General features: G+C 41.6%; 25 protein-coding genes and 1 pseudogene. 13 read left to right on the top strand and 13 right to left on the bottom strand.

Annotated features, from left to right (window positions below; genetic code table 11):
- Window positions 1-151: 151 nt before the first annotated feature.
- The 4 genes from KKZ03_RS16195 to KKZ03_RS16180 are packed head-to-tail and all read right to left on the bottom strand — an operon-like array spanning window position 152 to window position 1,593.
- Complete coding sequence (locus KKZ03_RS16195; RefSeq protein WP_243217833.1) at window positions 152-580, bottom strand: hypothetical protein; 429 nt, start codon at window positions 578-580, stop codon at window positions 152-154.
- Window positions 577-1,023: a phage holin family protein gene (locus tag KKZ03_RS16190; protein WP_243217832.1), complete on the bottom strand. Its 447-nt coding sequence runs from the start codon at window positions 1,021-1,023 to the stop codon at window positions 577-579. Before KKZ03_RS16190 ends, KKZ03_RS16195 begins: the two co-directional genes overlap by 4 nt.
- Window positions 1,024-1,033: 10 nt before the next feature.
- Window positions 1,034-1,264 carry a YqjD family protein gene (locus tag KKZ03_RS16185; protein WP_243217831.1) on the bottom strand — a complete coding sequence of 77 codons (231 nt, stop codon included), beginning with the start codon at window positions 1,262-1,264 and terminating at the stop codon, window positions 1,034-1,036.
- Between the two features lie 14 nt (window positions 1,265-1,278).
- Entirely contained in the window at window positions 1,279-1,593 is a 315-nt protein-coding gene (locus KKZ03_RS16180; protein WP_243217830.1) for a BON domain-containing protein, read from the bottom strand.
- A 334-nt stretch (window positions 1,594-1,927) separates the two neighbouring features.
- On the opposite strand from KKZ03_RS16180, the pseudogene KKZ03_RS16175 reads away from it, so the two are divergent.
- From KKZ03_RS16175 to KKZ03_RS16155, 5 genes and pseudogenes are all read left to right on the top strand, one after another.
- Window positions 1,928-3,453 (top strand): annotated as a pseudogene (locus KKZ03_RS16175) (IS3 family transposase).
- 316 nt (window positions 3,454-3,769) lie between these two features.
- Window positions 3,770-4,672: a L,D-transpeptidase family protein gene (locus tag KKZ03_RS16170; protein ID WP_243217829.1), complete on the top strand. Its 903-nt coding sequence runs from the start codon at window positions 3,770-3,772 to the stop codon at window positions 4,670-4,672.
- A 260-nt stretch (window positions 4,673-4,932) separates the two neighbouring features.
- Window positions 4,933-5,442, top strand: coding sequence for a DUF1993 family protein (locus KKZ03_RS16165; protein ID WP_243217828.1), 510 nt, complete (start codon window positions 4,933-4,935; stop codon window positions 5,440-5,442).
- Between the two features lie 248 nt (window positions 5,443-5,690).
- Window positions 5,691-6,221 (top strand): menaquinone-dependent protoporphyrinogen IX dehydrogenase, encoded by a 531-nt coding sequence (gene hemG, locus KKZ03_RS16160; RefSeq protein ID WP_243217827.1) that lies wholly within the window; start codon window positions 5,691-5,693, stop codon window positions 6,219-6,221.
- Between the two features lie 142 nt (window positions 6,222-6,363).
- Window positions 6,364-7,152: a DUF4239 domain-containing protein gene (locus tag KKZ03_RS16155; RefSeq protein ID WP_243217826.1), complete on the top strand. Its 789-nt coding sequence runs from the start codon at window positions 6,364-6,366 to the stop codon at window positions 7,150-7,152.
- Window positions 7,153-7,204: 52 nt separating this feature from the next.
- Here KKZ03_RS16155 and KKZ03_RS16150 read toward each other — a convergent pair whose 3' ends face one another.
- The 3 genes from KKZ03_RS16150 to KKZ03_RS16140 form a co-directional block, all read right to left on the bottom strand.
- A complete protein-coding gene (locus tag KKZ03_RS16150) occupies window positions 7,205-9,160 on the bottom strand; it encodes a heavy metal translocating P-type ATPase (protein ID WP_243217825.1) in 1,956 nt (651 codons plus the stop codon).
- A 141-nt stretch (window positions 9,161-9,301) separates the two neighbouring features.
- Entirely contained in the window at window positions 9,302-9,868 is a 567-nt protein-coding gene (locus KKZ03_RS16145; RefSeq protein ID WP_243217824.1) for a cytochrome b/b6 domain-containing protein, read from the bottom strand.
- A gap of 165 nt (window positions 9,869-10,033) precedes the next feature.
- Window positions 10,034-10,954, bottom strand: coding sequence for a VacJ family lipoprotein (locus KKZ03_RS16140; protein WP_243217823.1), 921 nt, complete (start codon window positions 10,952-10,954; stop codon window positions 10,034-10,036).
- A 721-nt stretch (window positions 10,955-11,675) separates the two neighbouring features.
- Between KKZ03_RS16140 and KKZ03_RS16135 the strand changes: the two genes are divergently transcribed.
- The gene (locus KKZ03_RS16135) at window positions 11,676-12,182 is read left to right on the top strand and encodes a hypothetical protein (protein ID WP_243217822.1); all 507 of its coding nucleotides are present in this window, start codon (window positions 11,676-11,678) and stop codon (window positions 12,180-12,182) included.
- A gap of 118 nt (window positions 12,183-12,300) precedes the next feature.
- On the opposite strand, the gene KKZ03_RS16130 is transcribed toward KKZ03_RS16135, so the two are convergent.
- Both KKZ03_RS16130 and KKZ03_RS16125 read right to left on the bottom strand, forming a co-directional pair.
- On the bottom strand, window positions 12,301-13,389 hold the full coding sequence (locus KKZ03_RS16130; protein WP_243217821.1) for a D-alanyl-D-alanine carboxypeptidase family protein: 1,089 nt from the start codon (window positions 13,387-13,389) through the stop codon (window positions 12,301-12,303).
- 296 nt (window positions 13,390-13,685) lie between these two features.
- Entirely contained in the window at window positions 13,686-14,675 is a 990-nt protein-coding gene (locus tag KKZ03_RS16125) for an exo-beta-1,3-glucanase (RefSeq protein ID WP_243217820.1), read from the bottom strand.
- Window positions 14,676-15,542: 867 nt separating this feature from the next.
- Between KKZ03_RS16125 and nqrM the strand changes: the two genes are divergently transcribed.
- From nqrM to sbcB, 3 genes are read left to right on the top strand one after another with little or no spacing between them, the layout of a single operon-like run.
- Window positions 15,543-15,734, top strand: coding sequence for a (Na+)-NQR maturation NqrM (gene nqrM, locus KKZ03_RS16120; RefSeq protein WP_243217819.1), 192 nt, complete (start codon window positions 15,543-15,545; stop codon window positions 15,732-15,734).
- A gap of 51 nt (window positions 15,735-15,785) precedes the next feature.
- Window positions 15,786-16,178 carry a CBS domain-containing protein gene (locus tag KKZ03_RS16115; protein WP_243217818.1) on the top strand — a complete coding sequence of 131 codons (393 nt, stop codon included), beginning with the start codon at window positions 15,786-15,788 and terminating at the stop codon, window positions 16,176-16,178.
- A gap of 4 nt (window positions 16,179-16,182) precedes the next feature.
- Entirely contained in the window at window positions 16,183-17,631 is a 1,449-nt protein-coding gene (gene sbcB, locus KKZ03_RS16110) for an exodeoxyribonuclease I (RefSeq protein ID WP_243217817.1), read from the top strand.
- Between the two features lie 154 nt (window positions 17,632-17,785).
- Here the strand turns inward: sbcB and yfbR are convergent, their stop codons facing one another.
- Entirely contained in the window at window positions 17,786-18,391 is a 606-nt protein-coding gene (gene yfbR / locus KKZ03_RS16105) for a 5'-deoxynucleotidase (protein ID WP_243217816.1), read from the bottom strand.
- Window positions 18,392-18,553: 162 nt separating this feature from the next.
- Between yfbR and ylqF the strand changes: the two genes are divergently transcribed.
- The 4 genes from ylqF to dut all read left to right on the top strand — a co-directional run bounded on the left by ylqF (window position 18,554) and on the right by dut (window position 22,558).
- The gene (gene ylqF / locus KKZ03_RS16100) at window positions 18,554-19,474 is read left to right on the top strand and encodes a ribosome biogenesis GTPase YlqF (protein WP_256451979.1); all 921 of its coding nucleotides are present in this window, start codon (window positions 18,554-18,556) and stop codon (window positions 19,472-19,474) included.
- A 629-nt stretch (window positions 19,475-20,103) separates the two neighbouring features.
- Window positions 20,104-20,799 (top strand): hypothetical protein, encoded by a 696-nt coding sequence (locus KKZ03_RS16095; RefSeq protein WP_243217814.1) that lies wholly within the window; start codon window positions 20,104-20,106, stop codon window positions 20,797-20,799.
- A 572-nt stretch (window positions 20,800-21,371) separates the two neighbouring features.
- A complete protein-coding gene (locus tag KKZ03_RS16090; RefSeq protein ID WP_243217813.1) occupies window positions 21,372-22,112 on the top strand; it encodes a hypothetical protein in 741 nt (246 codons plus the stop codon).
- Window positions 22,109-22,558 carry a dUTP diphosphatase gene (dut, locus tag KKZ03_RS16085; protein ID WP_243217812.1) on the top strand — a complete coding sequence of 150 codons (450 nt, stop codon included), beginning with the start codon at window positions 22,109-22,111 and terminating at the stop codon, window positions 22,556-22,558. Before KKZ03_RS16090 ends, dut begins: the two co-directional genes overlap by 4 nt.
- 341 nt (window positions 22,559-22,899) lie before the next feature.
- Here dut and KKZ03_RS16080 read toward each other — a convergent pair whose 3' ends face one another.
- From KKZ03_RS16080 to KKZ03_RS16070, 3 genes are all read right to left on the bottom strand, one after another.
- The gene (locus KKZ03_RS16080) at window positions 22,900-23,325 is read right to left on the bottom strand and encodes a type II toxin-antitoxin system VapC family toxin (RefSeq protein WP_243217811.1); all 426 of its coding nucleotides are present in this window, start codon (window positions 23,323-23,325) and stop codon (window positions 22,900-22,902) included.
- A gap of 2 nt (window positions 23,326-23,327) precedes the next feature.
- Window positions 23,328-23,555 (bottom strand): AbrB/MazE/SpoVT family DNA-binding domain-containing protein, encoded by a 228-nt coding sequence (locus tag KKZ03_RS16075; RefSeq protein ID WP_243217810.1) that lies wholly within the window; start codon window positions 23,553-23,555, stop codon window positions 23,328-23,330.
- A gap of 573 nt (window positions 23,556-24,128) precedes the next feature.
- Window positions 24,129-25,016, bottom strand: a complete 888-nt coding sequence (locus KKZ03_RS16070; protein ID WP_243217809.1) for an SHOCT domain-containing protein — start codon at window positions 25,014-25,016, stop codon at window positions 24,129-24,131.
- Between the last annotated feature and the right edge of the window lie 316 nt (window positions 25,017-25,332).

Here is a 25,332-nt window from a genome sequence, read left to right as displayed (position 1 = left end):
ATTTTTCCTTTAATTATTAATTGGCGATTTAACGTTAATTTTATTTAGGATCGTGTCGGCTAAAATGTCGATTATGTACGCCTGCTTCGGTAAGTAAATTCTCTTTTGTAGCCATTTATAATCATCTAGCTTTTGAAAAAACAGCCAGCAACTAGTGCATTGAGCTTCGATGATTTTCGTGGTCATTGATATTGTTTGGTGCCGGATGAGCTTGTTTATCTGAAGAGGCTCTTGATTGATTGAAGGTCTGCATTATCCAGGCTACAGGTAAAGCCATGTATAAGGTATGTGCCGAGACAATCAGGTTAAGTGCAGTTGTTAAGGGTGAGGTTTCGGTAGTGATTGACTGATCGGTATGACTGCCGCTGCCTGGAGTCCTCCGTTTGGTAAGTTCGCCAATGATAAAGCCGATGCCACCCGCCAGTAGCAGAGTTGTCGGAGTGGTCATTTGTTGGTGTATTTTACCAATTAATATCGTGGTGCGAACACTGACCTTGCGTTGACGGATTAAGACGATCTGCTCCATAGCGTTGATTTGGGCCTTAAGAGACTTGGACTTACTTAGGCAGGTCTTCATCATAACTTCTCCGTATTTGGACTCTCTGGGGATTTTGGCTCAAGGGCGCGAAGGGTCGCCGGAAATTGCAGATTGCGACTCTTGCAGCGTATAACGCCACATAGAATTATCGCAAGCAACAAATTTAAAGCGACCGCCAACAGAATGGCACTACTAGCCATTACCACGTTATTCTCGACCAGCCAGACAGCGGCAGCAGCCACTAAGCCCAACCATGCACTGCCCAGCAAGATGGCGATTATCACCCCGGCAATAAGCATGGTTACGAGGCTATTACCGGCCTGCTGTGTCTCCAGTATGGCAAGCTGAAAGCGAGCCAGAATTAAGCCACGCAGTTCGTACCATAATGCTTGGCCATCTTTAAATATGCCGAAATTGCTTAATGGATCGTTACCCTTTGCATCCTGCTCATGGGTTTTTTGTTCCAGAGCATCCGGGTCCATCATAATTTACGATTTAACGTTTGCTTAACAGACGACTCAGAAAAAAGCCGGCCGCTGCCGCGATACCCAGCGATGCTATGGGGTTGTCGCGGACATAACCACGGCAAGTTTCTACCAGTTGCTGTTCGGCAATTTTTAGTTCTGCACTTTTTTCGTTGATAGTTTCCGCTGCCTGATTACTTGCATTGGCGATTTTATCAACCGTCTCATGTGCAGATTTGGATGCTTTTTTAATTGTTTCCATAATGGTTTCCTTATCTATTTAAGTTTCATGTCATTATTTACTGACTTTACGCCGCCAACATCACGTGTTAGTGTAACTGCTTTGTTAATATCGGCACTCGAACTTACAAAGCCACTCAATTGCACGATGCCTTTGAAAGTTTCAACGTTAATCTCCGCAGAATTTAACCCCGGCTCATTGAGTATGGCTGCCTTAACCTTACTGGTGATGATGCTGTCATCAACGTATTCGCCGGTTGCCTCATGCTTTTGCGTTGATGCACAACCCACGGCAGTCAATAATGTTAGTGCCAAAAAAAATGCGGATAAAAATCTGATAAGTTGTTTCATGAGTAAATCTCCAATTAAGTATTTATTCCGGTAAGCTAAAAACCTTTGTAAGGTTTAAGGTAAGCCCAAGAATTAAGAGTCTGTAGGGTAAGGTTTCAAATGCTCCCCAGTTTCGGGTATTTCTTGAGGGAGTCAAAACTACAATGCCACTATAACTACAATACTAAACACAGTCAGTACGATAGCGCACATTAGTGCTTGTGAAAAGAGTTATAGTACATGGTAGGGCATGCCGTGCGGGTCATTGCTTTCAAATCGCACAATGGCATGCCCCCCCTGCGTCAGAATAGTTGTCGCCTCAACTTTTAAGAAAAAATAAAATTTGAGAGTAGAAATGAAAAAATATAAAAGGTATTCAGTAGGCTTCAGAGAGCAGGCCCTGGTAAAAGTATACAATCGTAGTAATGACCAATCAGTTCAGTCCGTCGCAAACGAATTGAATATCCATTTAACAACCTTGAAGGCTTGGATGAAACAGAAGGAACAGGACGTCAAACTTGCACCGCTAAAATCAAAGCGTCCCGAAGATTGGAGCTCTGAAGAACGCTTTACTGCTTTACAAAAAACCTATAATTTGATCGGTGAAGACTTAAATGCCTGGTGTCGTGAACGCGGCGTTTTTATTCATCAGTTGGAACAATGGAAAGCTGATTTCTGCCGCCAGGATGACTTAGTAGACAAGCGTGAAGAAGCGCGGGTCCTGCGTATATTGAAAGAAGAAGTCCAAAGCCTTGAGCGCAATTTATTGCGTAAAGACAAAGCCTTAGCAGAAGCCGCAGCGCTGTTGGTACTGCAAAAAAAGTTCCGGGCGCTCTTGGGGGGAGAGGTCGAATGACTGGCCACGAAGAGCGCGAACAAGTGATTGCTTTACTTAATGAATCAGTAACTGCGGGAGCACGTCAAGCTAAAGCCTGTGAAGTATTAGGACTTAGTGAGCGTACCTTACAACGCTGGCAGACAGGTGAGACGATTCACTGCGATCAACGCCCCTTGCGTGACTATCAACCGCCACACAAACTAACAGCAATCGAGCGTGCCGAGGTGCTGATCGTCGCTAATTCAGATGAATTTGGTCATCTGCCACCGAGTCAGATCGTGCCACGACTGGCCGACCAAGGTAGCTATCTGGCGTCTGAGTCGACCTTCTATCGCATCCTGCGCGAGGAAAAACAGCTTACCCATCGGCGTAGCGAACGTCCGGCTCAAACACGAACAAAGCCACGCGCGGCATGTGCTACAGCACCTAATCAACTGTACAGTTGGGACATTACTTATCTGCCATCACTGATCCGTGGACAGTTTTTCTATCTGTATCTATTTGTTGATATTTTCAGCCGAAAGATCGTCGGTTGGCAGGTGTATGAAGAAGAAAACAGCGCCTTGGCTGGCGAATTGTTACGTGATCTCTGTCATCGTGAAGGGATACAGGCAGAACAGCTTATCCTGCATTCTGACAACGGCAGTCCGATGAAGGGATCGACTATGCTGGCGACCTTGCAACAACTGGGTGTCATGCCTTCGTTTAGTCGGCCATCGGTTAGCAACGATAATCCGTACTCAGAATCGTTGTTTAAGACCTTGAAATATCGTCCTAACTATCCGCTAAAGCCGTTCGCCGATGTTACGGAAGCGCGTCAGTGGGTCACAAGCTTAGTGGAATGGTACAACCATGAGCATCGTCACAGCGCTATTCGGTTTATTACTCCAGCGCAACGCCATGAAGGCTTGGACGACAAGCTTCTGGATAACCGTAAAGTCGTCTACGAAGCAGCACGTGCTAAACATCCGCAACGCTGGACTGGAAGTTCCCGTAATTGGGAAAAAATCCAGACAGCCCACCTTAACCCAGACAAGGTCTAAACAAAAAAATGCTACCAAGGAAGTGATTATTTAGAAAACAAACCAGAGTAAGATTTAACCGTCGAGGCGACAACTACATTGACAATTACCGTGCCCGACAGAAAGTAATGTCGCTTAAATCAACTTCGGACTCTATATCTTAATAGCTAGATCAATGGTATCGTTTGTTAGTCTGTGTGGATTACAATAGCGAATGGATTGTAAATGCTATGAGATATTGCTGTTGTTTCTGTAAACTTGCCTGTTTAAAGCGATAAATAGTGCATTTTGGTTCCATTGCAGCATAGATCAGCACAAACAAAATAAATAATTCATCATGAAAGCTTTATTTGCATTGCTAGTCGTCGTATTGCTGACCGGTTGTGGTAGCCTTACGCTTGCGCTAAAATCTGTGCAACGATTCTATGCTGATTTGCCAAAAGCAAAGGACGTGACACTGTTTTCGATTAATAAGGACAATGTTTCCAGGTTAAAAACGTCGGCACCTGCAGAGGCATTGCCACCACCGCCAGCGACACACCTTACCGAGAGTATAAGCACACCGCCAGCAACTTCAACAGTCGCTCCAACGCCACCACCTGATTCAGGATCGTTTGCGACCTTCAATGTTCTTAAAGTCGGCTCACAAGGCGATGCGGTATTGGCTCTGGAAAAAAGGCTTGCAGAACTTCGTTACGACGTGGGGGCTGTCGATGGATATTACGACCAACAGATGTGGCAGGGCGTTGTGGCGTTTCAAAAATATGCAAGGTTAAAGCGCACCGGCACGTATACGTTGAAAACACAAGTAGCCTTGCTAAAAGCAGTAATTCCTTCAGGGGAGCATCCTGAAATGGGTTTGCCGCGTATCGAGATAAATCTTACGCGTCAGGTACTCCTGTTTTTTGATAAGCAAGGACTCAATCGTGTTATTGCGGTATCAACGGGTTCAAATCGCAAATATTGCGAAATATCAAAAAAGTCGGGAGAGCGGATTTGCGGCGTGGCTCGCACGCCGCGTGGCAAGTTTCGCATTCAGTGGAGAATTTCCGGTTGGCGCGAAAGTGATCTGGGCAAACTTTATAACCCGCTGTATTTTAATGGCGGATTTGCCATTCATGGTTCACCGTTGGTTCCAGCTGACAATGTATCTCATGGTTGTGTCCGAATATCCATAGCAACGTCACAATGGCTTTACGAAAATATCAAAGACGGTACGCCGGTTATTGTATTTGACTGATTTTTACCGGTCTGTTTATGTTAACGACACTAACGCTGACTATATAATTATCTGCATAACATCCGTGAGTGATTCAGAGCCATGAATTAATTTCGCATGTTACTCCCTACATAAAGTAATGTGGTTTTATCAATGTTTAATTTTATAGGTGGTTACCTTGTGGATCGACTCCGTGTTGAATTTACCAAACCCAGCCTATCCATGAGATACTTATCGCCAGTATAAAACAATAACTGTAATCAATTAACCGAGCAAAATCTATGTCCAATTATATGTACACCACGTCTGTACCCGTTTTTAAACAGTTATTGACCAGCCTCAGCGCTATTTTGATCAAAGCGGAAGAACACGCCACTGAAAAAAAATTTGAACCGCAAGTATTACTGGATGCGCGGCTGTTTCCTGATATGTTCCCTTTGAACCGTCAAGTACAAATTGCCGCTGATTTTGCCATGAGTGTAACTGCCCGGTTGGCGGGTATTGAGGTACCTGCTTATGATACTAATGAACAGACATTTTCTGAATTACAAGAACGAATTGCCAAGGCCCTGGCGTTTATCGAAAGTCTGACACCTGAGCAATTTGAAGGTAGTGACAGTCGTGAAATCGTGTTGCGTCCAGGTACACCAAAAGAGAAAAAATTGCTTGGTAATACCTACCTTTGCAACTACGGGTTGCCGCAATTTTTCTTCCACGTCACCACTGCCTATGATATTTTGCGGCATAATGGACTGGAAGTTGGTAAAGGCGATTTTATGGGCGCTTATTAAGCCAACATGTTCAACAGTAGAATAATTGCAGTGCATGATGACGGCTTACTAATATTTGAAGCTTGATTTAAAAAAACCAGTTAAAGTCAACAGTTTCCAGTCAATGGATGGGCTGGGTTGATTGTTGTCTTAGTCTGGTCATTTGTCAGACGTTAACAGGAAGTCGACAAGAGGTGAGCTGAAAATGTTTTCAAGTTCTTTTTTAGTGAAATCATACTCCGTGCGGAGTATAGGTTAAGGTTCGCAATATGGCCAACATCCTTATCGTTTATTCAAGCACTGACGGACAAACTCAAAAAATTTGTCATCGACTGCGAGTTGTCATTGAGCAAGAAGCGCATCTGGTTACCGTCGTTTCGGTTAATGAAGCTCCCCAACCGGATTTGGCGAAGTTTGATAAAATCGTGATAGGTGCCAGTATCCGCTACGGACATCACAGTTCGCAAGTTATTGCGTTTATTGAGAAAAACAGACGGTTATTGGACAGTAAACCGAATGCTTTTTTTTCGGTGAGTTTGGTTGCCCGTAAACACGATAAATGCAGGCCGGGAAACAATCCTTATCTGCAAAAATTTCTTAAACAAATAGTCTGGAAACCTAAAGAACAGGCAGTTTTTGCCGGTAAGCTTGATTATCCAAGTTATCGGTTTTTTGACCGTTTACTAATCAGGCTGATTATGTGTGTGACCAAAGGTCCGACAGATCCCCTGGCCGTTATTGAATTTACCGATTGGCCACAAGTCGAGTTGTTTGCCCGACTTATCAGCGCTATGAAGTAGCTGATGATAATATGCTACATTTTCTGATTATGTTTTTACGTATATATTTTTAGATAAATAATCTATATCGAACGATATTGGTAAATATCCGTATTGACACATAAACGACCAACAGATAGCATTTATTTTTTAGGAGAAACACATGCCTTTAAATCAATGGTTGTTGTTTTACGTCCCAAGCTCTATTCTGGCGATTTTAGTGATCGGCTTATTTCTTGGGGTGACCATAGGTTCGCTTTTTATGGTCAGAAGATTTATTCCCTTTCACAAGCTTAAAACCCATAACGATGTGGCAGGTTTTATCTTCTCTACCATCGGCGTTATTTATGCGGTATTGCTGGCTTTTATGGTTATTGTCTCTTGGCAAAACTTTGCCAGGGCTGACAGAAATGTTGCCCAAGAAGCTATTTGTATTGAAGATCTCTACCGGGATTCTACCGGTTTTCCGCCTGTTTTTAAGAATGCTGTGAGATTAGCGCTAAGAAATTATGCCTCTGCCATTGTTAACGATGAATGGACGACACTGGCAGTTGGGAAGCGCAGCGAAAAGGTGCAGGCCGCTTCCGATATAATTTGGGATCTTTATACGTCTTTTTTGCCTGAAAATGAAAGTCAGGCAATATTTTTTGAACAATCCGTGGTGAAATTAAATGAAGCCGCTGAACTGCGACGTGAGCGGATATTGGCCGCAGGGCCGGGGATTCCGCCGATTCTTTGGGTTGTATTGTTATCTGGTGGCTTGATTACGATATTGTTTACGATATTTTTTGGGACAGAAAATTTTATTGCTCAATTGATTATGTCGTCAATGTTATCGACTCTGGTCGCCTTGTCGCTTTTTACCATTATGACGCTTGACTTCCCGTTTACCGGATCGGTGACGATATCAACGGATACTTTTAGAACAGTACTCGTGCATTTTAAGCTTTAAACAGAAGATCTTTATAGCTTGCCTTTGAAGATAACTGCGCATTATAAATTTATCAAAAATCCGAGAGTGTTTTTGGCGGAATGGCGGCTCTTAAAGCATTTAAAACAGCCAGTACATCAATAATTTCCTGGGTTACGGCTCCCGCTACCGGCGACAAATAACCCAAGCCGGCAAAACCCATACCGATCAAGCTTAACGCCATACCGCCTAGCGCGCTTTGCAAGGCAATACTTCGCATTCGCTCACCGATATGAAACAGCTCATCGACTTTTAACAACGAGCTATCCATGATTACTGCATCCGCTGATTCGCCGGTAATATCACTGTTTTGGCCAAAGGCTATACCAATAGTCGCAGCCGTTAACGACGGAGCATCATTGATACCGTCACCCAGAAATATGGTTTTTGCCATTTTGGTTTCTTTGCGTACCAATTCCAGTTTCTGTTCAGGGCTTTGGCTAAAGTAAACATGTTTAATGCCAACTTGTTCTGCCAGATAGCGTACTTCGGATTCTCTGTCCCCGGATACCAGCATCACCCGTTCAAATAAGTGATTGGGCTGCAAGTGATTGATGAAGGAAGAGCTGTCAGTGCGAACTTCGTCACGAAATTGCAGCGTTCCGGCATAATTTCCATTAATTAGTACAACACATTCAAGGCCTCCCGACAGGGGCGGTAATTCTTCAATACCAGTCAGTGCTGTTTCAATAAAATTTTTACGGCTGGTAATTTGTATCTGTTTACCCATCACAGTACCGGTAAGGCCTTTACCAGGTAATTCGGCGATATTGGTCACACTTAATAAAGATAATCCAGCTTTTTCTGCGGCTTTAATAATTGCGCCTGAAAGTGGATGTTTTGAATAACGTTCCAGGCTGGCTGTTAGGGTTAATACGTCTTGCTCAGTCTGGTTTTTTCCGGGTATCAAACCCGTTAACGAGGGGCGACCATAGGTTAGTGTGCCGGTTTTATCAAAAATGGCGGTACGGCAGGTACCTATCGTTTCCAGAATAGCCGGATTTTTGATAATAATTTCCCGCCTGGCTGCCAGCGAAATTGAGCTGATAATGGTAACGGGTATGCCAATTAGCAAAGGGCAGGGCGTGGCAACAACCAATACGGCCAGAAAACGAACGACATCATCACTGATTAGCCAGGCAACCAAGGCAATGAGTACGGCTAATGGCGTATACAACGCGCCCAGTTGATCGCCCAGTCGTCTGATGTTGGGACGATATTGCTCGGAAGAGCGCATGACTTCCATGATTTTTGCATAACGGGAATCAACAGAAAGTTTATCCGCACGAATAGTTAAGGCTGAATCACCGTTAATCGCACCGGATATGACCAGTGAACCTATGGTTTTCGACATCATATAAGGCTCGCCGGTTAAATAGGATTCATCCATGGTGCCGGTTCCTTCCAGAACGGTACCGTCAACGGGACAAATTTCATGAGGCAGTACCAATAAAATATCGTTGATATTTACCTGTTCTGTAGTGATGTCGGTTAGTGCATCAACTGATTTTCTATGTGCTACTGACGGCATACGTTTTGCCAGCGCTTCAAGTACTGAAGACGCTTTACGCACGGCATAATGTTCCAGTGCAGCTCCGCCCGAGAGCATTAATACCAAGAGACTCCCGGCCAGATATTCATCCAGCACGATTGCCGTAACGATGGATATTCCTGCCAGTAAATCGGCACCAAAATCGCCATGGTATAGTTTTACGGTGAGCTGATAAAGTAAAGGCATACCACCGAGCAGCAAAACCGTCAGGAGTGGTAGTTGTAGCAATGCAGTAGAAAAGGTTGCCTGTCCCTGATATAGCGATGAAATGGCTGACGTTAAGGCAGTATTGACGGATAGTGTATAAACGTCATGACCCATATCAAAAACATACCTTAGCATCAGATAGCAACCAATACCGAGTATGCTCAAAATGGCAATGCCATTTTCATACTTTGAAGTGGCTACAACTTGCTGTTCTTTAGCCGAGTTGGTCATGTTTTTGGTATTGTTGGGTTAGCGTAGTCAATACTCAAGACGGTGATTGCCGCATTTGCTTTTCGGTGCTAAAGCCTGCATGGTCTTGATCGTGAAAAAAGCAGTAATAGTTTAAATCGATATAATACAGCTTGGAATGGCTTATTTTTCTTCAGGTTTTTTAAGGCCGTTCCACATTGCTTTTGCCAGATTTTCGTGGTGTATAACACTTTCAATGATTACCCCGACGATATGTACAAGCACCAAAAATAGCGTAAAGTTGGCAAAGAATTCATGCGTTTCTTCCCATAAATCTTCATTACTGGAGGTTATGATGCCGGCTAATGGTCCTGCCCCCTGATCTGCACCATAAACAGCAAATCCTGTGATGGATGTCAGTAGCAGGCTGACGAGTAATAACATAATCATGGCGGCACCGGCAGGGTTGTGGCCAAGAAAACGTTGAGCATTTAAGGCAATCAGGTCTTTGATATAGGCGATTGACTGAGCGGGGCTACATAAAAAATTGGAGAATCTGGCATAATCATTGCCTATAAATCCCCAGATTAACCTAAATACCAGTAAACCAAATACCAGATAGCCCGCCCAAACATGAATTGTTAACAAGTTATCTTCAGTCAGGTAAGCAACAACAAATCCGGCAACCAATAGCCAGTGAAAAATTCTAAGTGGAAGATCCCATACTTTAACCAGTTCTTGTGATTTCATTTCATACTCCTTTGTTTTAGGGGGTATTGCTATGTTATCGTATAAATTGTCGGTTGTTAATTTGGTCAGGGAGAGGGTAATAGGGCTAATTACCTTAAACCGACTGGTTACAGATTATCTAACCAGTGACGAGAATAAGGTAATTTATTTGCCAACGGCGGCTATTTATTTGGGTTCTGACAAGTCCAAATAGTGGCCAGGTTTTTTATCAGTCGCTGGTGATTTTGAACCATTTGATTTATTACTGCCTTTAGCACTGTTATTTGCAGGTGCTGTGTTTGAAGAACCTTTTCCATCAGTGGTTCCATCACTGGTTCCGGGTTCAAAGTTCTCATCAAACAAATCAGGATCTTCAGGAGGATTGCCATCATGAATAAGATAATCACGATTTTGTTCATAAGAGTTTTTAATAAAGTCGTAACGATCGACCGCACCTTCATCAAGAATTTTTTCCGTGGTCATCAAATTTGCGCGTTTATCGGTCACATCAAGAACTTTGGAACCTGCTGTTGCTGCAGTTGCTGCAGCACCGCCAAATATCGAAACATAAGTCAATGGATTAAATAACGCATCGCCAACCAGGCCAATCGTATCTCTGGGTGAACTTGGACCAAAGAGTGGCAATACCAGATAGTTACCTGATGGAACTCCCCAGAAACCTAGGGTCTGTCCAAAATCTTCTTTATGCTTAGGCAGATCAATCATGGTTGCTACGTCAATAAAACCGGCAACGCCTGCTGTTGTGTTAATCAGAAAACGACCTGCATCCATGCCACTTTGTGCCATCTTAAATTGCAATACATCGTTGATAGTTACGCCAATATCGTTAATGTTACTGAAAAAATTGGTTACACCTTCATCAACAAAGTCTGGGGTTATCCATAGATAGCCTTTTGCCATTGGTTTTATAATAGCTTTGTCGAGATTGTCATTGAACGATTGAGTACCCCGGTTCCAACCTACCCAAGGATCATTTTGTTCAGGTTCGACAGTCGTTGGCGCTGATGCACAACCTGCCAAGGTAACCGAAATGACCAGGCTACTCAGTAATAGCGGTTTATGGATAGTGGTTTTTTGTGTACTCATGATTAATCTTTTCCTGGATGGTTAGTATTGTTGCTATGTAGCATTACCCGATGTGTGTATTAGACACTCATCATTTTATTCTTTGTTTTTAGTGGATACACTCTAATATAACCTGTCACACTACCGACTTTATAGGTCCGTCAATTAAATATTATTGAAAAATAAATGAGCATATTTAACGCTAAATAACGGCTTATATCAATTTCTTTTATTTTTCTAAGGTATAGAAAATTTATCAGCATAAATAACATCAACACAAGTGAGTTCTTAATTGCAAGCTATCTTACATTACGATAGGTTAGCCGACAGTTTACTTATATTTAATACAGCCTTGTATTTTGCATAAGTTTGATTTAATTCCCCACAAGCTTTGTTATTGGTAAAGTAGCACAATCAAAGCTGTCCGAAGTATTTATCATGAGAATCTCCTGATAAATTAGCCATGAAGAGGTTCAAAATACTATTTTCTATCATTGGACATAGATTCTACACACGAGGCAGAACTTGGTCTGTTCGGTAACGAACTAATTGGAATTGACTTCACGATATACATTATGATAGTTGATATGGCTACACTAAACCGTATATGGGTATTAACAATAATACTTGTTGTAAGCCTTTGGCGGGTTGAGTTGTTATTGTCGATTAATACATCTTCATAGTCTGGAAGCTTCCAGTCTATATTTTTAATGATACTTTTTATGGATATTAACTGACCGCCATGCCGATTTTTATTGTTTTTAGCCTTGGACTTTGTTTTCTGGTGGAAACGGCCAGTCCATTACAAGTCCTACTGGCAGAGCAGTTGGTGACTTATATTAGTTTAGCGATTGCTATTGTCAGTATTATGACCAGTATTTTTAAAAAAATATCGGTCATAATTTGTTACGATATTTTTTCCAGCAGTATCTTGTTGGTTTGGTTTGGTTATTGGAAGCCGTTGTTTAACAATGATTCACCGATATTTTTTTTCTATCCGCTTTATTTTGCACTGATTGCTGCTTTTGTATCATTATTTTTTATTAGCCAGCGGCATAAAATTGATGAGGAAAGTTTTGGTTTTATGCTATCCCTTTCCAAAAAAAGCTTAATTCAGCCTTGGGTCGTAATGACTTTTGTTTTAGGCTGTCTGGCATTTCCTGAAAACTTCATGTTATATCCTGTCATGATGACGCTTTTGATAATAAGATTTACTCTAACAAGTTGTGTGGAAGGTCGAAACAGTTAAGAGATATAGTATTTTTAGGCTAATGATTACAGGCTTTACAAACGTACATGAAACAAGTTGATTTTATTTGATGTACGTTTTCTGGCAGCAAATTATCTTATGATGTTTTAGATAATAGCTATCGATGATAGCGGGTTTTACTGGATTTAGGCTTGATTTTACTGGCAGTTTTCTTGCTCTTGATAATAACTTTTTTGTGACTGACAACTTTACTTTTACTGCTAACCTTGGTTTTCTTAAAATTTTTGCGATTGCTTGTGTGTCGACTCTGATTGATATGTGCTTTTTTATTGCTATTATCGTTGGAACCTATGGCGGTAGGTGCTATATTTCCGCAACCCAGTTGATAGGGTGGTGTACCCGCTGAATTGCTGACCATGGTAGTGATATTTTTAGCGGGATAAGGGGGGAATTTATTGGCAAAACCATTATTCATCATGCTGATCATTAACTGATAACGTTCTGCACTCGTCATTCCACCTAATATTACCCCGATCAGATGCTTGCCATTTTGACTGGCGGCAGAAATAAGATTGTAACCGGAGCCACAAGTAAACCCGGTTTTCATACCTTCAGCGCCAGGATAACTGGCGGTAAATTTGTTGATTCCGCGTAGTTCACGGCCCTTAAAATTAAAGCTGTGTGCAGCAAAATAAGGATAATAGTTAGGGAAGTTTCGTTGTGTCTTCCATGCCAGTATCGCCATGTCACGAGAAGTTGTGACTTGCCATTGATGGGGGAGGCCGGTTGCATTCATAAAGTGGGTATCGTACATGCCCAGATTATGTGCCTTGGTGGTCATTTTAACAGCAAAGCTTTCTTCAGTACCGCCAATATGTTCGGCCAAAACGACAGAGGCATCATTGGCAGAGCGGGTAATAAGCGCTAATATCGCTTCTTGAACCGTTAATGATTCACCTTGCCTCAAGCCCAGTTTGCTATTGGGTTGGCGTGAGGCATGATTGGATGTTGTTAAAGTATCGTAAAGATGAATTTGACCTGCTTGTAACGCATCAAAGGTCATGTAAAGTGTCATCAGTTTGGTAAGTGAAGCCGGAAACCATGAGTGAGTTGCGTTTTCTTCGTGCAATACGCTACCGTTATCCGCATCAATTATTATCGCAGCATGGCGTCCATAACTGGATGCCGGTAGCAATAATAACCAGACAGGCATCAAAATAAGTAGTATCGATTTCACAGTTTTCATTTAAAAAGGGGGCCTCTAGTAGTTTATGGATTGTGTATTTACTTGCTATTGCATGGTAAATTTAAGCTATACTTGGTTTTAATGATTTGAGTTATTCAGGATTTATTAAATAAGTAAAATGATTACAGTAGGTTACCAATTTTTAAGTTAATAAAAAATGATTGGCAACCTAAAGCGAATAGAATTTTAGCTAATGTAGTCAAGTTTCATTGGTGACCGTAAGGCGGGTATTCTATCAAACGATACGCAATGATAATATGGTATTTTGTTAATCTTGGTACAATCATCTTGTTTCATTAGTGGATAGTTAATTTCTTGTTGCAAGTGTAAGGAGATTCGCCGAGACATATTCCCCAAAAACTGCCAAAATCACCTTCTTCACTGGGTTTCCAGTTTTCTGAAAATGCCTCAAATACCACGCCGGACCATTTCTTTTTGGCCAGTTTTTTAAAAGTCGATTCAACGACCAACGTTTGGTTTTTCTTGCCGGCTATACCGCAATGCTGCTTGGTTTTATTATTGATTTCTGTGCCGCCTTCCGGACCATTGGGCCAGCCAAACTCAGTGACCATAATTTCTTTGTCGGGATTGATTCGGTGAACTTCATTAAGCCGTGCAATATGAAAATCAGCGGCTGTTTCTGCGCTAATGCAGGTATGAATGCCGGAATACTTGTTTTCCCACCAAGGAAATATATTGATGCCTATCCAATCAACCTGGGCTGAAAAACTGGTCTGCCCACATTCTAATGACCGATTACACCATTCCCACCAGGTATCTATGGTAGTAATCGGCTGAGTTACACCGGCTTTGCGCAAGGCATCGATACAACGGGTTATTTCACCATCAAAAGCATAGGCATGACGGGTTCTTACTTCAGAACCGCAGCTTAGTTTGATGATGGTTTTCGGGAAAGCTTTGGCAACTTCAATGCCTTTGGCAATGGATTGTGAATTAACTGTAATGTCATCATCCAGCCAGAGAATGGCAATGACTTTAATATGCTTGGCTTCTGCCGCTGTAAAAATAGTGTCCAGGCCGTTTAGAACACCATAAGTCATAATGCAACGAAAAGGGGTTTCTTTAACTAATTTATCCAGCAATTCATTGATTAATTCTTTGGAAGGATGCGCACCATAATTGGGATTAAATTTTCCCACATAAGGACTGAACGCGGCACATTGTAATACCTCTTGTTGGGGATTTTTATTCTGCTTACTTGCAGATGCATTATGTCCATAGCTTAACAGCACGATATAAAACACAAACAATAACAAATGCTTCATGAAAACCTCATCAATAAATTAAATCATAGTGGACGCTGTAATCGTTGCGTGACAATATGATAGGCGATTTTTATTTGTGGTCGTCAATTTTATTAATGCCGCTGCATTTGCTTGGTTTATTTACAGGCTGGTGCGCATTTGCGTTTACTTTTTGTTGGTAGCCTAAAATACCTTGCTTTATGCTTAGCTGTGATTTGTGCACAGTAAAAATCAATCGCTTGGATGTCTTTCATTTAAGTTGTTGACAACTGCGAGATTACCAAATAACAAGCCGTAACTCATTGATAATTATAATTGCCAACAGATTGTCGTATTTTTATACGATTTGACAAAATTGTAATAAAAACTGCACTTAAGGCTTAAATATAACAAGCTATACACAGAGTTATCCACAGCTTCTGTGGGTAACTGAGGTTAGCTTGCTTTTGGTATTTTACCCATTGGATTTGCCAGCGTTAACCTATTGGCTTTTCAGTTAAATTTAACCGCTATTTTTTGTCATTGTCATGATTATTAGTCTCGGTAAACAGGCTTGTTGTTACTGCTAAAAAATAATAACAGGAAAAATACTGAATATTAATAGACGCGGGATGGTAAAATTAAACCATTAGCAATAGCTTATTAAAGATGATAAGTGGTTTTTTGTAGACTCTTTTTAAAAAAAGTGTCCGATATCGCTAAACGATCAAGATCCGTAGCTTGAATAAAACGATAATTGCCAGCCCAATAGCTACAAGGCCGGGGCCAATGCCGGTAAATGTTTTTTTTTGAGAAAACCTCTTTACCTGCGTCTATTAATGTTTAAAACAGCAAACAAGATTGATGTAAAAATGACATCACTGTTTGCCAATTTTATGAGGTAGTATCATGACTTATTTTTTAGTAACTTTTGTAGTGATGTTAATCGTTATTGCCATTATGGCAATCGGTGTTATTTTTGGCAGACGCGCCATTAAAGGCTCATGTGGTGGCGGTATGAGCAAGGCAGAATGCGTTTGTGTAGAAAAATGTGATAAAAGAAAGAAAATGGACGCAGAGGCCCGTTTAACGCAAAGTTGATTTACGCTTCAGCAGACCGATAATAATAAAAATACTAATGAGGAATTTATTATGCTGGTAAAAATTACGGTAGCAGATTACATGGCTAAAAGATTAGTCACCTTAACCAAAGATACAAATGTGATAGATGCCATCAAGAAATTGCTGGATCATAAAATCACCTGTGCTCCGGTTGTTGACTTAAAGGGTGATTTGATTGGTATGTTTTCTGAAAAAGACGGTATCAAGGTTTTTTTAGAGGCGGTTTATAATCAAGGCATGAGTGGGAAAGTAGGTGACTACATGACCATAGATACTATCAGCGTTGATGCCAAGTCGACTATTGTCGATCTGGCTGAACAATTTCAGAAGTCACAGGTCAGAAGTTTTCCGGTATTTGATGAGGGTGAATTTGTTGGCGTTATCAGTCGTGTCGATGTTTTAAGAGCTTTAATGACCATTTAGCAAGATGCCTGAACGCAACCCCAACACGCAAACCTTTTATTGGCACGATTACGAAACTTTCGGTATTGATCCTCAGCGAGACCGGGCGGTGCAATTTGCCGGTCTTCGCACCGATGCTGATTTTAATGTTATCGAAGATCCTCTGGTTATTTATTGTAAACCGGCCTCAGATTGCCTGCCAAACCCTGATTCCTGTCTGATTACCGGCATTACCCCACAGTTGGCTGAACAAAAAGGCGTTTGTGAAGCCGAGTTTATTGGCCGGATACACCAACAACTTGTTCAGCCCAATACCTGTACCCTGGGTTATAACAATCTGCGTTTTGATGATGAAGTTACCCGTAACTGCCTGTATCGTAACTTTTATGATCCCTATGCCCGCGAATGGCAAAATGGCAATTCCCGCTGGGACCTTATTGATGTGGTTAGAGCTGCAAGAGCGTTACGGCCTGAAGGCATAAATTGGCCGGTTAATGATGACGGCAGACCCAGTTTGCGACTTGATCAATTAACGGTTGCCAATGGCATTGCTCACGAAGCTGCGCATGATGCGCTGTCAGATGTTTATGCAACCATCGGCATCGCTAAATTAGTCAGTCAAGCCCAGCCAAAATTGTATCAGTTTCTTTTGCATAATAGGGGTAAAGCCAAAGTTTTGGAGTTGCTTCAGTTAGGCAGCTTTAATCCGGTGGTACATATATCCGGTATGTACCCTATCGTTAAGAACGGCCTTGCCATTGTCTTGCCTCTTTGCAAGCACCCGACCAATAACAATGGAATTATTGTTTATGATTTGTCGGTTGATCCTGAGCCATTGCTGACTTTATCAATAGAAGCCATTCAGCAACGACTATTTACCGCGACGGATGACTTGCCCGAAGGGGTAACGAGAATACCGCTAAAAACCGTGCATATTAATAAGTGCCCGGTTGTAGCGCCGGTGTCTGTTATCAAGCCGGACGATGCACAGCGACTGGCGATTGATTGGGTTTTATGTCTGAGCAATATTGACAAAATTAAAGCGGCTAAAGGTTTGGTTAAAAAATTGGCTGCTGTATTTAGCGGTCATACTTATGCCGAGCAGGATTCCGACCCCGATTTGTCCATCTATAGTGGCGGCTTTTTCTCTGAAGCCGACCGGCAGAAAATGGTAACCATTAGGGAAATGTCTCCAGAGCAGTTGGCAACATCAGCCATGAGTTTCAACGATGCCCGTCTCCCTGAAATGCTTTTTAGATATAGGGCGCGTAATTATCCCGAAACACTCAGTGCTGATGAGCAGTTAAAATGGCATGAACTTTGCCAGAATCGGTTAACCGGCAGGCAATCCGGAGCCAGTATTACCCTTGATGCTTATTTGGCACGACTGGAAGAATTACGCAGTAACAGCAATAGTAACATGGCTATTATTAACGCCCTCGATGCTTATGCTGCTAGTTTGTGTAAAGATTAAAAGCTATCACCACGAAGGACACGAAGAAAGACAGGTTGTATTTATGGATTGAGTTCATTCCCAAGTTCCGACTTGGGAATGCAGTTTGGAAGCTCCTGCTTCTAAAAAAAACATTTTTATCTTCGTGTCTTCGTGGTGAACAGCTTTTTCCAGCTCAATTGGTTTTCATCAAACCATCCAGCGTCAAACCACAACTGGGTACAAAAACCTGCATAAAAAATATAACTTCCGGTTGTTCAGATTCACCAATTGCCAGCGCCAGTTGTTCGGCGGCGGTTTCAAATTCGGTATTGCCGGCTTTTAATTCCGCTTGGCATTTCAGATAAGCGGATATTTTATCGGCGGCCTTGATGATCTTTACATGCTCTTCAGGCATGTTGCCATGATGAATAAGCGCCTCAAAATCTTCATAAAGTTCTGCCGGTAACAGCGCCAGCAATTCAAGTTCAGCCTGTTTTTCTATCTGCTTATAAGCGGTATTGATGGCTTTGGAGTGATATTTGATCGGCGTCGGTAAATCACCCGTAATCACTTCGGTAATATCATGGTACAAAGCTGCGGTAGCGATCGCGTTGGCGTCAACAGTGCCATCATAATAGCGGTTTTTAATCAAGGCCAGGGTATGGGCAATCACGGATACTTCCCAACTATGTTCCATGACATTTTCTTCACAGGCATTGCGTTTAAGTCCCCAGCGCTTGATCCATCTTAATCGTGATAAATAGGCATAAAAACTACTGGTTATGGTTATCTGTTTCATGATATTGATTTTCCTACTTATTAATGCTGCATTCTGGTATTGTGGACGGCTGACATCTTGTCTACCGTGATGAGAGAACGTGTTAAACCCTATTTAATTTAGTTCGCATTCAGGCGTATTTTACGCGCTAAAGCCAACATCATCTTAATCAAATACAAAATTATGCTTATTCAGTGGTACCCCGGTCACATGCACAAGGCCAGCAAAGAGATCAAAGAAATCCTGCCTCAGGTTGATTTGATTATTGAAGTTTTGGATGCGCGTATTCCCTTTAGTAGCCAAAACCCCATGGTTGCCAAGCTGCGTGGCGACAAGCCCTGCATCAAAATACTCAGCAAAAGTGATCTTGCCGACCCGGAAAGAACTTTGCAATGGCAAACTTATCTGGAGCGGGAACAAGGCGTAAAAACCCTGGCTGTTACCGTTGATCATCCTGAAAAAATTCGTCAACTTTCTGAGTTGTGCCATAAAATGCTGCCGGATAAAGCGACCAGTTCAAGGCTCATCAACACTCTGATTATGGGTATTCCCAATGTGGGAAAATCCACCTTCATCAATATATTGGCCGGCAGAATGATTGCCAAAACCGGTAATGAACCCGCCGTTACCAAAACACAACAACGTATAGCAATAGGCAACGGCATTGTTTTGTTGGACACGCCCGGTTTGCTGTGGGGTAACGTCGAAAATAAAAATAGCGGTTATCGACTTGCCACCACCGGTGCTATCAAAGATACCGCTATAGATCATGAACAAATTGCTTCTTTTGCGGCTGAATATTTATTAAACCATTACCCCGATTTTTTGAAAGCTCGTTTTCAGTTGGAGCCATTGCCGCAAACCGAACATGAATTGATGCAGGCCATTGGCAAAAATCGTGGTTGTTTGCGCTCAGGTGGGCGTGTCGAAATGGATAAAGTCGCTAAAATTTTGTTGGCCGAATTACGCGCAGGGACGATAGGCCGGGTTACTTTTGAAACGCCTGCGATGATGGAACAAGAGCTGGTGGAGCTTGAGATTATTCGTGAAGAGAAAGCGGCCAAGAAAAAAGCCAGAAAGCAGACTTGGAAAGGGTCAAATTAAGTTGTTACAGATACCAATTCTTCAAGGACTGGTATCTGTAAAAGCGTTCCGCTTAACATGGGTAGCCTAAATAAGGCTATATCCCATTTTGATGTATTACGCCCTTGCCGGTTTTTTTGTTATCAATAAAATTTATCAAGTCTACGCTCGTGCCTGTGCTCATATTGCATCTTTCAGGGAACCTGCCGAGAGTCTCAGGGAATATACCGAAAGTTATTGGTTAATCCCTGAGAGCCTCAGGGAGAGTCGGCAGAGTGAGTCGAGAATCACAATGGTTAACAGGGAACGTCCTCGCTGTTTTAGGCGATCCATTAGCCTGTGCCGACAATCCTTCAAGGTTATTAGCCACTCTCAAATACTATTTATTGCCAACCAAATTATTAAATATATTCCCGCTAAGACGCAGGGATTACCTTGGTAGATGCAGGGATTACCTTGCAAGAATAACTTGAAAACAGTCAGTAAAAAAGACTTAACTCAAAAGCTAGACAAATCAGGAAATATCCTTAAGAATACTCCTCACAAGGCATAAAACTCTGCCAATACTTCCAGGCAGCGATCTTAATCGCATCAATAATGTCTTAAAATAATTTTATAACCACCATTAACCTACCAGGAGAGACCTTTTTATGACCAGTAACAGTTTTTTTCCTACCACCGAAGCTGCCCAAATTATCTGGCTAAACCATTATAATTTAAAGTTGCCGGTTAACGGCCCTGAGTGCGGTATTAATAATCAAGAGCTTAAGGCGACCTCAGCGGATCTGCTTTATTATATTTGGCTGTTAGAGCAATGGCATCCTGCCATGCGCCGCGATGCCAAAGAAGCAACCGCCTATAAGCAACTCATGATAAGCGGTAGCGGCAATGATATTATCAACTATCCGCAAGCATCAGTCTTTACCACGCCACCGCCTGCTGTTATCCCGGGCATTCAAAAGCGTCTGTTTAACCAGATTGTCCGCATCAAAGCCAGCCTTAAGTACACCGAAGTCATCGGCCACGATTTGGGTATTATTGGCTCGGTTAATACCGTTGAATACCCCATTCCTGACTATACGCTGACGCTGGAACAAGGTGATACCGGCCCGCGTGTCCGTTTTGATTTTAAAAAACATGGTCATGATGGCATCTGGATAGAGACGAATAGTAATGGTGGCGATTGGAGTTTTTTAGCCATTAATACCGTAAAACCTTATTATGATGAGCGCCCGGTGGCAGACGGTGGCACTTATGAAACCCGCGAATACCGAATGCGCTGGTGGGACAAAAGTCAGGCTCATGGTGAATGGAGCCCGATACAACGGGTCGTATTAGGTAAATAAGATAAACAAGCAAAAAGCAATATCCACGAAAGACACGAAAAGCACGAACAAAGGCCTGAATTGTTGGCTTTTTCTGCGCTGGTAATTAATCAATAAGAACCGATAACAGTAATGTTGGTTGGGCAACAGCTTTTCGTTGCCCAACATTCAACGGTCAAAATCAGAATATCGAGAGATTACTTCAATGCCATTCGTGTCTTTTAACGTGAAAATGTCGGGCACGAAAAGCATTTGCCCGGCATACCTGGTTCCATTGATTACCCAGTAGATTGGGAAATCTAGAATTAATTTGCATAAGTTTAGGTCGCTAACAAAAATAAATTATGATAATATTATAAAAAAGATAAAATAAAACAAATAGTAGATGTTTATTTTTGAATTTTATAAAGAATTACTAAGCACTTTTTAGATGTCTAAGCTTGAATTAATCGAGTTTGGTTCATTGATTCGAATAATTAATTATGCATCAATCATGAGTGCTTTGATTTTTCCTTCAATGTAGGTGTCCTAATATATCTTTTCTTAGAGGAAATTTAAGAGATCATTTATGAATACTAAATAGGGAAGCATTAATGTCATTTTTAACAGATGGTGAATTAGAAGAAATACTTTCAACTGATACTAATTGTTCGGATTTAACTAAGTTAGTTATTTCTCCTCACAGTGATAAATCAATGACGGCAATAGGTTATGATTTAAGAGTCGGTAGTGATTACTATACATTAGAAAAAAAAGGAGCCAATCATGCTTCAGATGAAGCTCCTATTATTTTACTCCCGAATTCAACAACACTTATTTCGACACTTGAAAATATTCAAATGCCAAAAAATAGATTATATGCTGGATTAATCGAGTCTAAAGTTAAAAAGGTAAGTTTAGGTTTATCGCATATATCAACAACTATTGACCCTGATTGGAGTGGTCATTTACTAATAGCTATACATAATCATTCGTCAGAAAAAATAGAACTAGAGTATAAGGAAAAATTTTGTACTATTATTTTTGTTAAAAATAATGTAGCTCCAAAAAAAATAAGCCGCCATTCTGGTGGTAGAGCAGATATTATTACTGAGTTATTTTCATCAATAAATATTGATGAAAAAATAAAAGAAAATGATACCAAATTAGCTAACGAAAAAAAAACACGGTGCAGAGGACTCTGGATACCACCTAGTTTAGTTGTCGGTTTTACAATAGTTGGGGCTTTTGTTGCCAATATTAGTAACAATAATAACTATTTATTTAATGGGATTGTAGCTACTGGCGTTGCTTTAGCTATATATGCTTCGAAATATTATGACGTAAAAAAATGAACAAGGTTAAAATGAAACTAATATTTAAAAAAACACATGCTGATGCAATAATTCCATCATACGCTCACCCAGGTGATGCAGGAATGGATTTATGTTCTATCTGTGACAAAGAAATCTTGCCAAATGAAGTTGCTTTAATTGGTACAGGTCTTTCGGTTCAACTGCCTGAAAATACAGAAGCTCAGGTGCGACCTAAAAGTGGTTTAGCTCTTAAATATGCCATCACAGTGCTAAATACACCTGGTACTGTTGATGAGGGATATAGAGGTGAAATAGGAGTTATCTTGATAAATCATGGAAAAGAAACTTATCATGTAACCAAGGGACAAAAAATAGCCCAATTAGTTATTAAACCAACGCTATCTGTTGATATAGAAGAACAAAAAGAATTATCTAGCACACAACGAGGTGAAGGGGGATTTGGCTCTACAGGTTTAAATAAATAACTCGTAAGCCTTGTAAGTCGGCTTAGCGATACCGCACCCGAGATTTTGTTATTTATAGCTAATATTACTTAGCATGACAGGGTTTATGACGTTTCGGTCGTTTATTGCAACCCCGACCGAAATGTTTAAAGACTTCAATAGCTTTCAAAACATGAGTGACAGGGTGGTAAACCCTGTCACGCTTCAAGCGGTTAATATATTAACAGGGTCAGGGCTTGCAATGATTTATCAAAATAGGCTTTTGCAAAATCTGACCCTTAGCATGTTTATCTTCTAGGCATTTTTATTGATCGGTGTCATAAATCCACCCTAATAATATTAAGGCTTCCTTGCCATTTACATCAATTAACTCCGGCAGTTGATTCGGGGATAATCAATTCAACGCTGGGGAAGTAGGTACTGAACCGTCCCTTGTCACGGGACATTAATGAATAACCGGACACTGCCGCATGTGCACCGATAAAAAAATCCGGGAGCACATTGCCTTTTTCGCCTTTGCGTTTTTTGTATTGCAAAAAAGCTTTTCCGGCCAGAAACAGGGCTTCTCTCGGAACAGGTTTCATCGCAAAGCCTAAGGTCTCGAATAATGCTTCCACCTCTTCAATGCGTGCAAAGCCCACCGAACACTCGGCATAAATAATCGGGTTAATGACCATGATGTGGTTTTGATCCAGTCGCTCCAGTGTTGAAGCGCTCCATTCAAACCAGGCGCTTTCAGGAGCGGCTAAATCGGTAACAATGCAGCTGTCGATTAGAATAACAGCCATGTTTAGCCTCGCGTCAATGCCATGATGTCAGCGGTGCTCATTGTCAGTTTGCCTGCATTATGGGCAGTCCGGAATCGGCTGGATTTTTGCTTTGAAGCTTGGGTTTTATTGATATACCAACGCCCGTTTTCATCCTGCAAGAATTCGATTTCGGTTTCAGCGGGCAAAATGCCCATGTTTTCCCTGACATTTTGGGGAATGGTTACTTGTCCTTTACTGGTTACACGCATCGTTATCACCTGTTTATGAGTAATACTTAAATGGTATTACTTTTTTTTGAGTAAAGCAATGAGCAAGGTTATACCCTGCTTTTTGCCTAAAAATAATTGGAGATTTAAGTAGAAATAAGCCTATTTGGGAGATAGCGATAACGGCTGTTTTCGGCAAGCACCGAAATATGACGAGGTTTATAACTCGTAGAGTGGATTTGTCGTCAGCCTTGGAGTCTTTCTGGTCAATGGGAGGATTCCATTCCATTGACCTTCTGGGCTTTATCGTTATTTTTTTATTTCTGGAGACTAAGACAAATCATGGTTATTGGAAAGCCAAGTCTTGTAGGTCGGGTTAGTGATAGCGTAACTCGACATTTTGATTATTCATAGCCAATATTATCAGCAAAAGCCATTTCACCGTCCCCCCAATTTTTATCCTTCGAGCCGGTCGTGGTTTACAAACCCTGCCACGCTTGCCAGAATAAACTGATAAAAACTGGTATTGTATTACACTGTATTGAGCCAAAATTGTCGGGTTATACTTTGCTAACCCGACCTACTGGACTCAATAAAGATGACAGAGTTATCAGCTTATAATCGGGCTAATAGTTCCGCTTTTTTGGTGCTGTACTCGCTATCAGACAAGATGCCTTTATCTTTCAGAGCAGCCAATTTCTCGATTGCGCCAAAAATATCGGCTTCCTGATTTTGATTTCCACTTGAGTTACTAACAGAATTAGCTTGAGTATAAACCGGTGCAGGTGTTGAGGGGGCTTGCAGCGGTTTTTGTACCGGCACGTTATCGATAGAAATGATGGGCAGGTTTTTAACGTCGACCAGTCCGAATTGACTGGTAAAAGTAACTGAGCCTCCTGTCGATTGTTGTTGGGAAAAGCCACCAATGTGATGATTTAGCGTATCGTAAAGGGTTACCTGTCCATTAATGTCAATAGCGAGTCGATTAATGGTGGCAAAGTAAGCATAGCGCACGTTATTTTGTGCACCCGTGCTGTTGGGGTTTTGCAGACCAGCGGGCCACCAGTTTCCGGAGCTGCCGGCAGGTGGTGGTACAAACAAACTTACTGCTCCGACAGGTCCGGAGCCGTTTTGTTGTTGCTGCCCGCCGTTGTTGTTGGAATAACCGTTACCAAAGTTGCTTTGTTCCTGATTGCCCTGACTCTGCGACTGAAAACTGCCGCTTTGGATAAGCCCCGGTTGATTGGCAATGAGCGTCGACAATTCTTGACACAGTCCACCTACGCTGTTTTTTAAACCATTATTGAACATATCGCCCAACATAATCATGCCACCTTTCATCCATTGGCCGGAACCACCAAACTCACGATGATTAAACTGAGCCATGGAGCCATTACCTTTAATGACTGACTGTAACATGCTGAATACGGCATCAGGACTAAAGTTATAGCGCTGGGCAATGTTGTTGATTATTTGCTGGCCTTCCGGCGTAAGCTGTTTCATTAGAAAAGTCCGCTTGGGTTTAGATGGGGTATTACAAAGGATGAATCAGAAATAACAGGCTTTAGATTACAGATTGTTATTTACCATTCATTTTAGTCAGTTTAATTGAACAGTCTAGCAAAATCACTCAAAAATTTGAAATAGCGGTATTGGCTGTAGGGAAATAATGACTGATTGTTTCTCTTTTAATGTTAGTGACTTACTTGTTGATTAACATAGCACTTTTGTAGTGCAATCTGGACTAATTTGGTGCAAACAATCAACCGATATTGGCTTTGTAAAATGTTGGCTGATTTTTTATGGCGGGAAGCCTTAT

Source organism: Methylobacter sp. S3L5C, assembly GCF_022788635.1.
GTDB lineage: Bacteria > Pseudomonadota > Gammaproteobacteria > Methylococcales > Methylomonadaceae > Methylobacter_C.
Note: the sequence above shows the minus strand (reverse complement) of the source record. Positions and strands in the feature narration are given on the sequence as shown.

What these genes read in the sequence shown, in the direction of transcription:
- KKZ03_RS16195 (WP_243217833.1), bottom strand. Translation starts at nt 580, where the DNA reads ATGATGAAGACCTGCCTAAGTAAGTCCAAGTCTCTTAAGGCCCAAATC.
- KKZ03_RS16190 (WP_243217832.1), bottom strand. Translation starts at nt 1,023, where the DNA reads ATGATGGACCCGGATGCTCTGGAACAAAAAACCCATGAGCAGGATGCA.
- KKZ03_RS16185 (WP_243217831.1), bottom strand. Translation starts at nt 1,264, where the DNA reads ATGGAAACAATTAAAAAAGCATCCAAATCTGCACATGAGACGGTTGAT.
- KKZ03_RS16180 (WP_243217830.1), bottom strand. Translation starts at nt 1,593, where the DNA reads ATGAAACAACTTATCAGATTTTTATCCGCATTTTTTTTGGCACTAACA.
- KKZ03_RS16170 (WP_243217829.1), top strand. Translation starts at nt 3,770, where the DNA reads ATGAAAGCTTTATTTGCATTGCTAGTCGTCGTATTGCTGACCGGTTGT.
- KKZ03_RS16165 (WP_243217828.1), top strand. Translation starts at nt 4,933, where the DNA reads ATGTCCAATTATATGTACACCACGTCTGTACCCGTTTTTAAACAGTTA.
- hemG (WP_243217827.1), top strand. Translation starts at nt 5,691, where the DNA reads ATGGCCAACATCCTTATCGTTTATTCAAGCACTGACGGACAAACTCAA.
- KKZ03_RS16155 (WP_243217826.1), top strand. Translation starts at nt 6,364, where the DNA reads ATGCCTTTAAATCAATGGTTGTTGTTTTACGTCCCAAGCTCTATTCTG.
- KKZ03_RS16150 (WP_243217825.1), bottom strand. Translation starts at nt 9,160, where the DNA reads ATGACCAACTCGGCTAAAGAACAGCAAGTTGTAGCCACTTCAAAGTAT.
- KKZ03_RS16145 (WP_243217824.1), bottom strand. Translation starts at nt 9,868, where the DNA reads ATGAAATCACAAGAACTGGTTAAAGTATGGGATCTTCCACTTAGAATT.
- KKZ03_RS16140 (WP_243217823.1), bottom strand. Translation starts at nt 10,954, where the DNA reads ATGAGTACACAAAAAACCACTATCCATAAACCGCTATTACTGAGTAGC.
- KKZ03_RS16135 (WP_243217822.1), top strand. Translation starts at nt 11,676, where the DNA reads ATGCCGATTTTTATTGTTTTTAGCCTTGGACTTTGTTTTCTGGTGGAA.
- KKZ03_RS16130 (WP_243217821.1), bottom strand. Translation starts at nt 13,389, where the DNA reads ATGAAAACTGTGAAATCGATACTACTTATTTTGATGCCTGTCTGGTTA.
- KKZ03_RS16125 (WP_243217820.1), bottom strand. Translation starts at nt 14,675, where the DNA reads ATGAAGCATTTGTTATTGTTTGTGTTTTATATCGTGCTGTTAAGCTAT.
- nqrM (WP_243217819.1), top strand. Translation starts at nt 15,543, where the DNA reads ATGACTTATTTTTTAGTAACTTTTGTAGTGATGTTAATCGTTATTGCC.
- KKZ03_RS16115 (WP_243217818.1), top strand. Translation starts at nt 15,786, where the DNA reads ATGCTGGTAAAAATTACGGTAGCAGATTACATGGCTAAAAGATTAGTC.
- sbcB (WP_243217817.1), top strand. Translation starts at nt 16,183, where the DNA reads ATGCCTGAACGCAACCCCAACACGCAAACCTTTTATTGGCACGATTAC.
- yfbR (WP_243217816.1), bottom strand. Translation starts at nt 18,391, where the DNA reads ATGAAACAGATAACCATAACCAGTAGTTTTTATGCCTATTTATCACGA.
- ylqF (WP_256451979.1), top strand. Translation starts at nt 18,554, where the DNA reads ATGCTTATTCAGTGGTACCCCGGTCACATGCACAAGGCCAGCAAAGAG.
- KKZ03_RS16095 (WP_243217814.1), top strand. Translation starts at nt 20,104, where the DNA reads ATGACCAGTAACAGTTTTTTTCCTACCACCGAAGCTGCCCAAATTATC.
- KKZ03_RS16090 (WP_243217813.1), top strand. Translation starts at nt 21,372, where the DNA reads ATGTCATTTTTAACAGATGGTGAATTAGAAGAAATACTTTCAACTGAT.
- dut (WP_243217812.1), top strand. Translation starts at nt 22,109, where the DNA reads ATGAACAAGGTTAAAATGAAACTAATATTTAAAAAAACACATGCTGAT.
- KKZ03_RS16080 (WP_243217811.1), bottom strand. Translation starts at nt 23,325, where the DNA reads ATGGCTGTTATTCTAATCGACAGCTGCATTGTTACCGATTTAGCCGCT.
- KKZ03_RS16075 (WP_243217810.1), bottom strand. Translation starts at nt 23,555, where the DNA reads ATGCGTGTAACCAGTAAAGGACAAGTAACCATTCCCCAAAATGTCAGG.
- KKZ03_RS16070 (WP_243217809.1), bottom strand. Translation starts at nt 25,016, where the DNA reads ATGAAACAGCTTACGCCGGAAGGCCAGCAAATAATCAACAACATTGCC.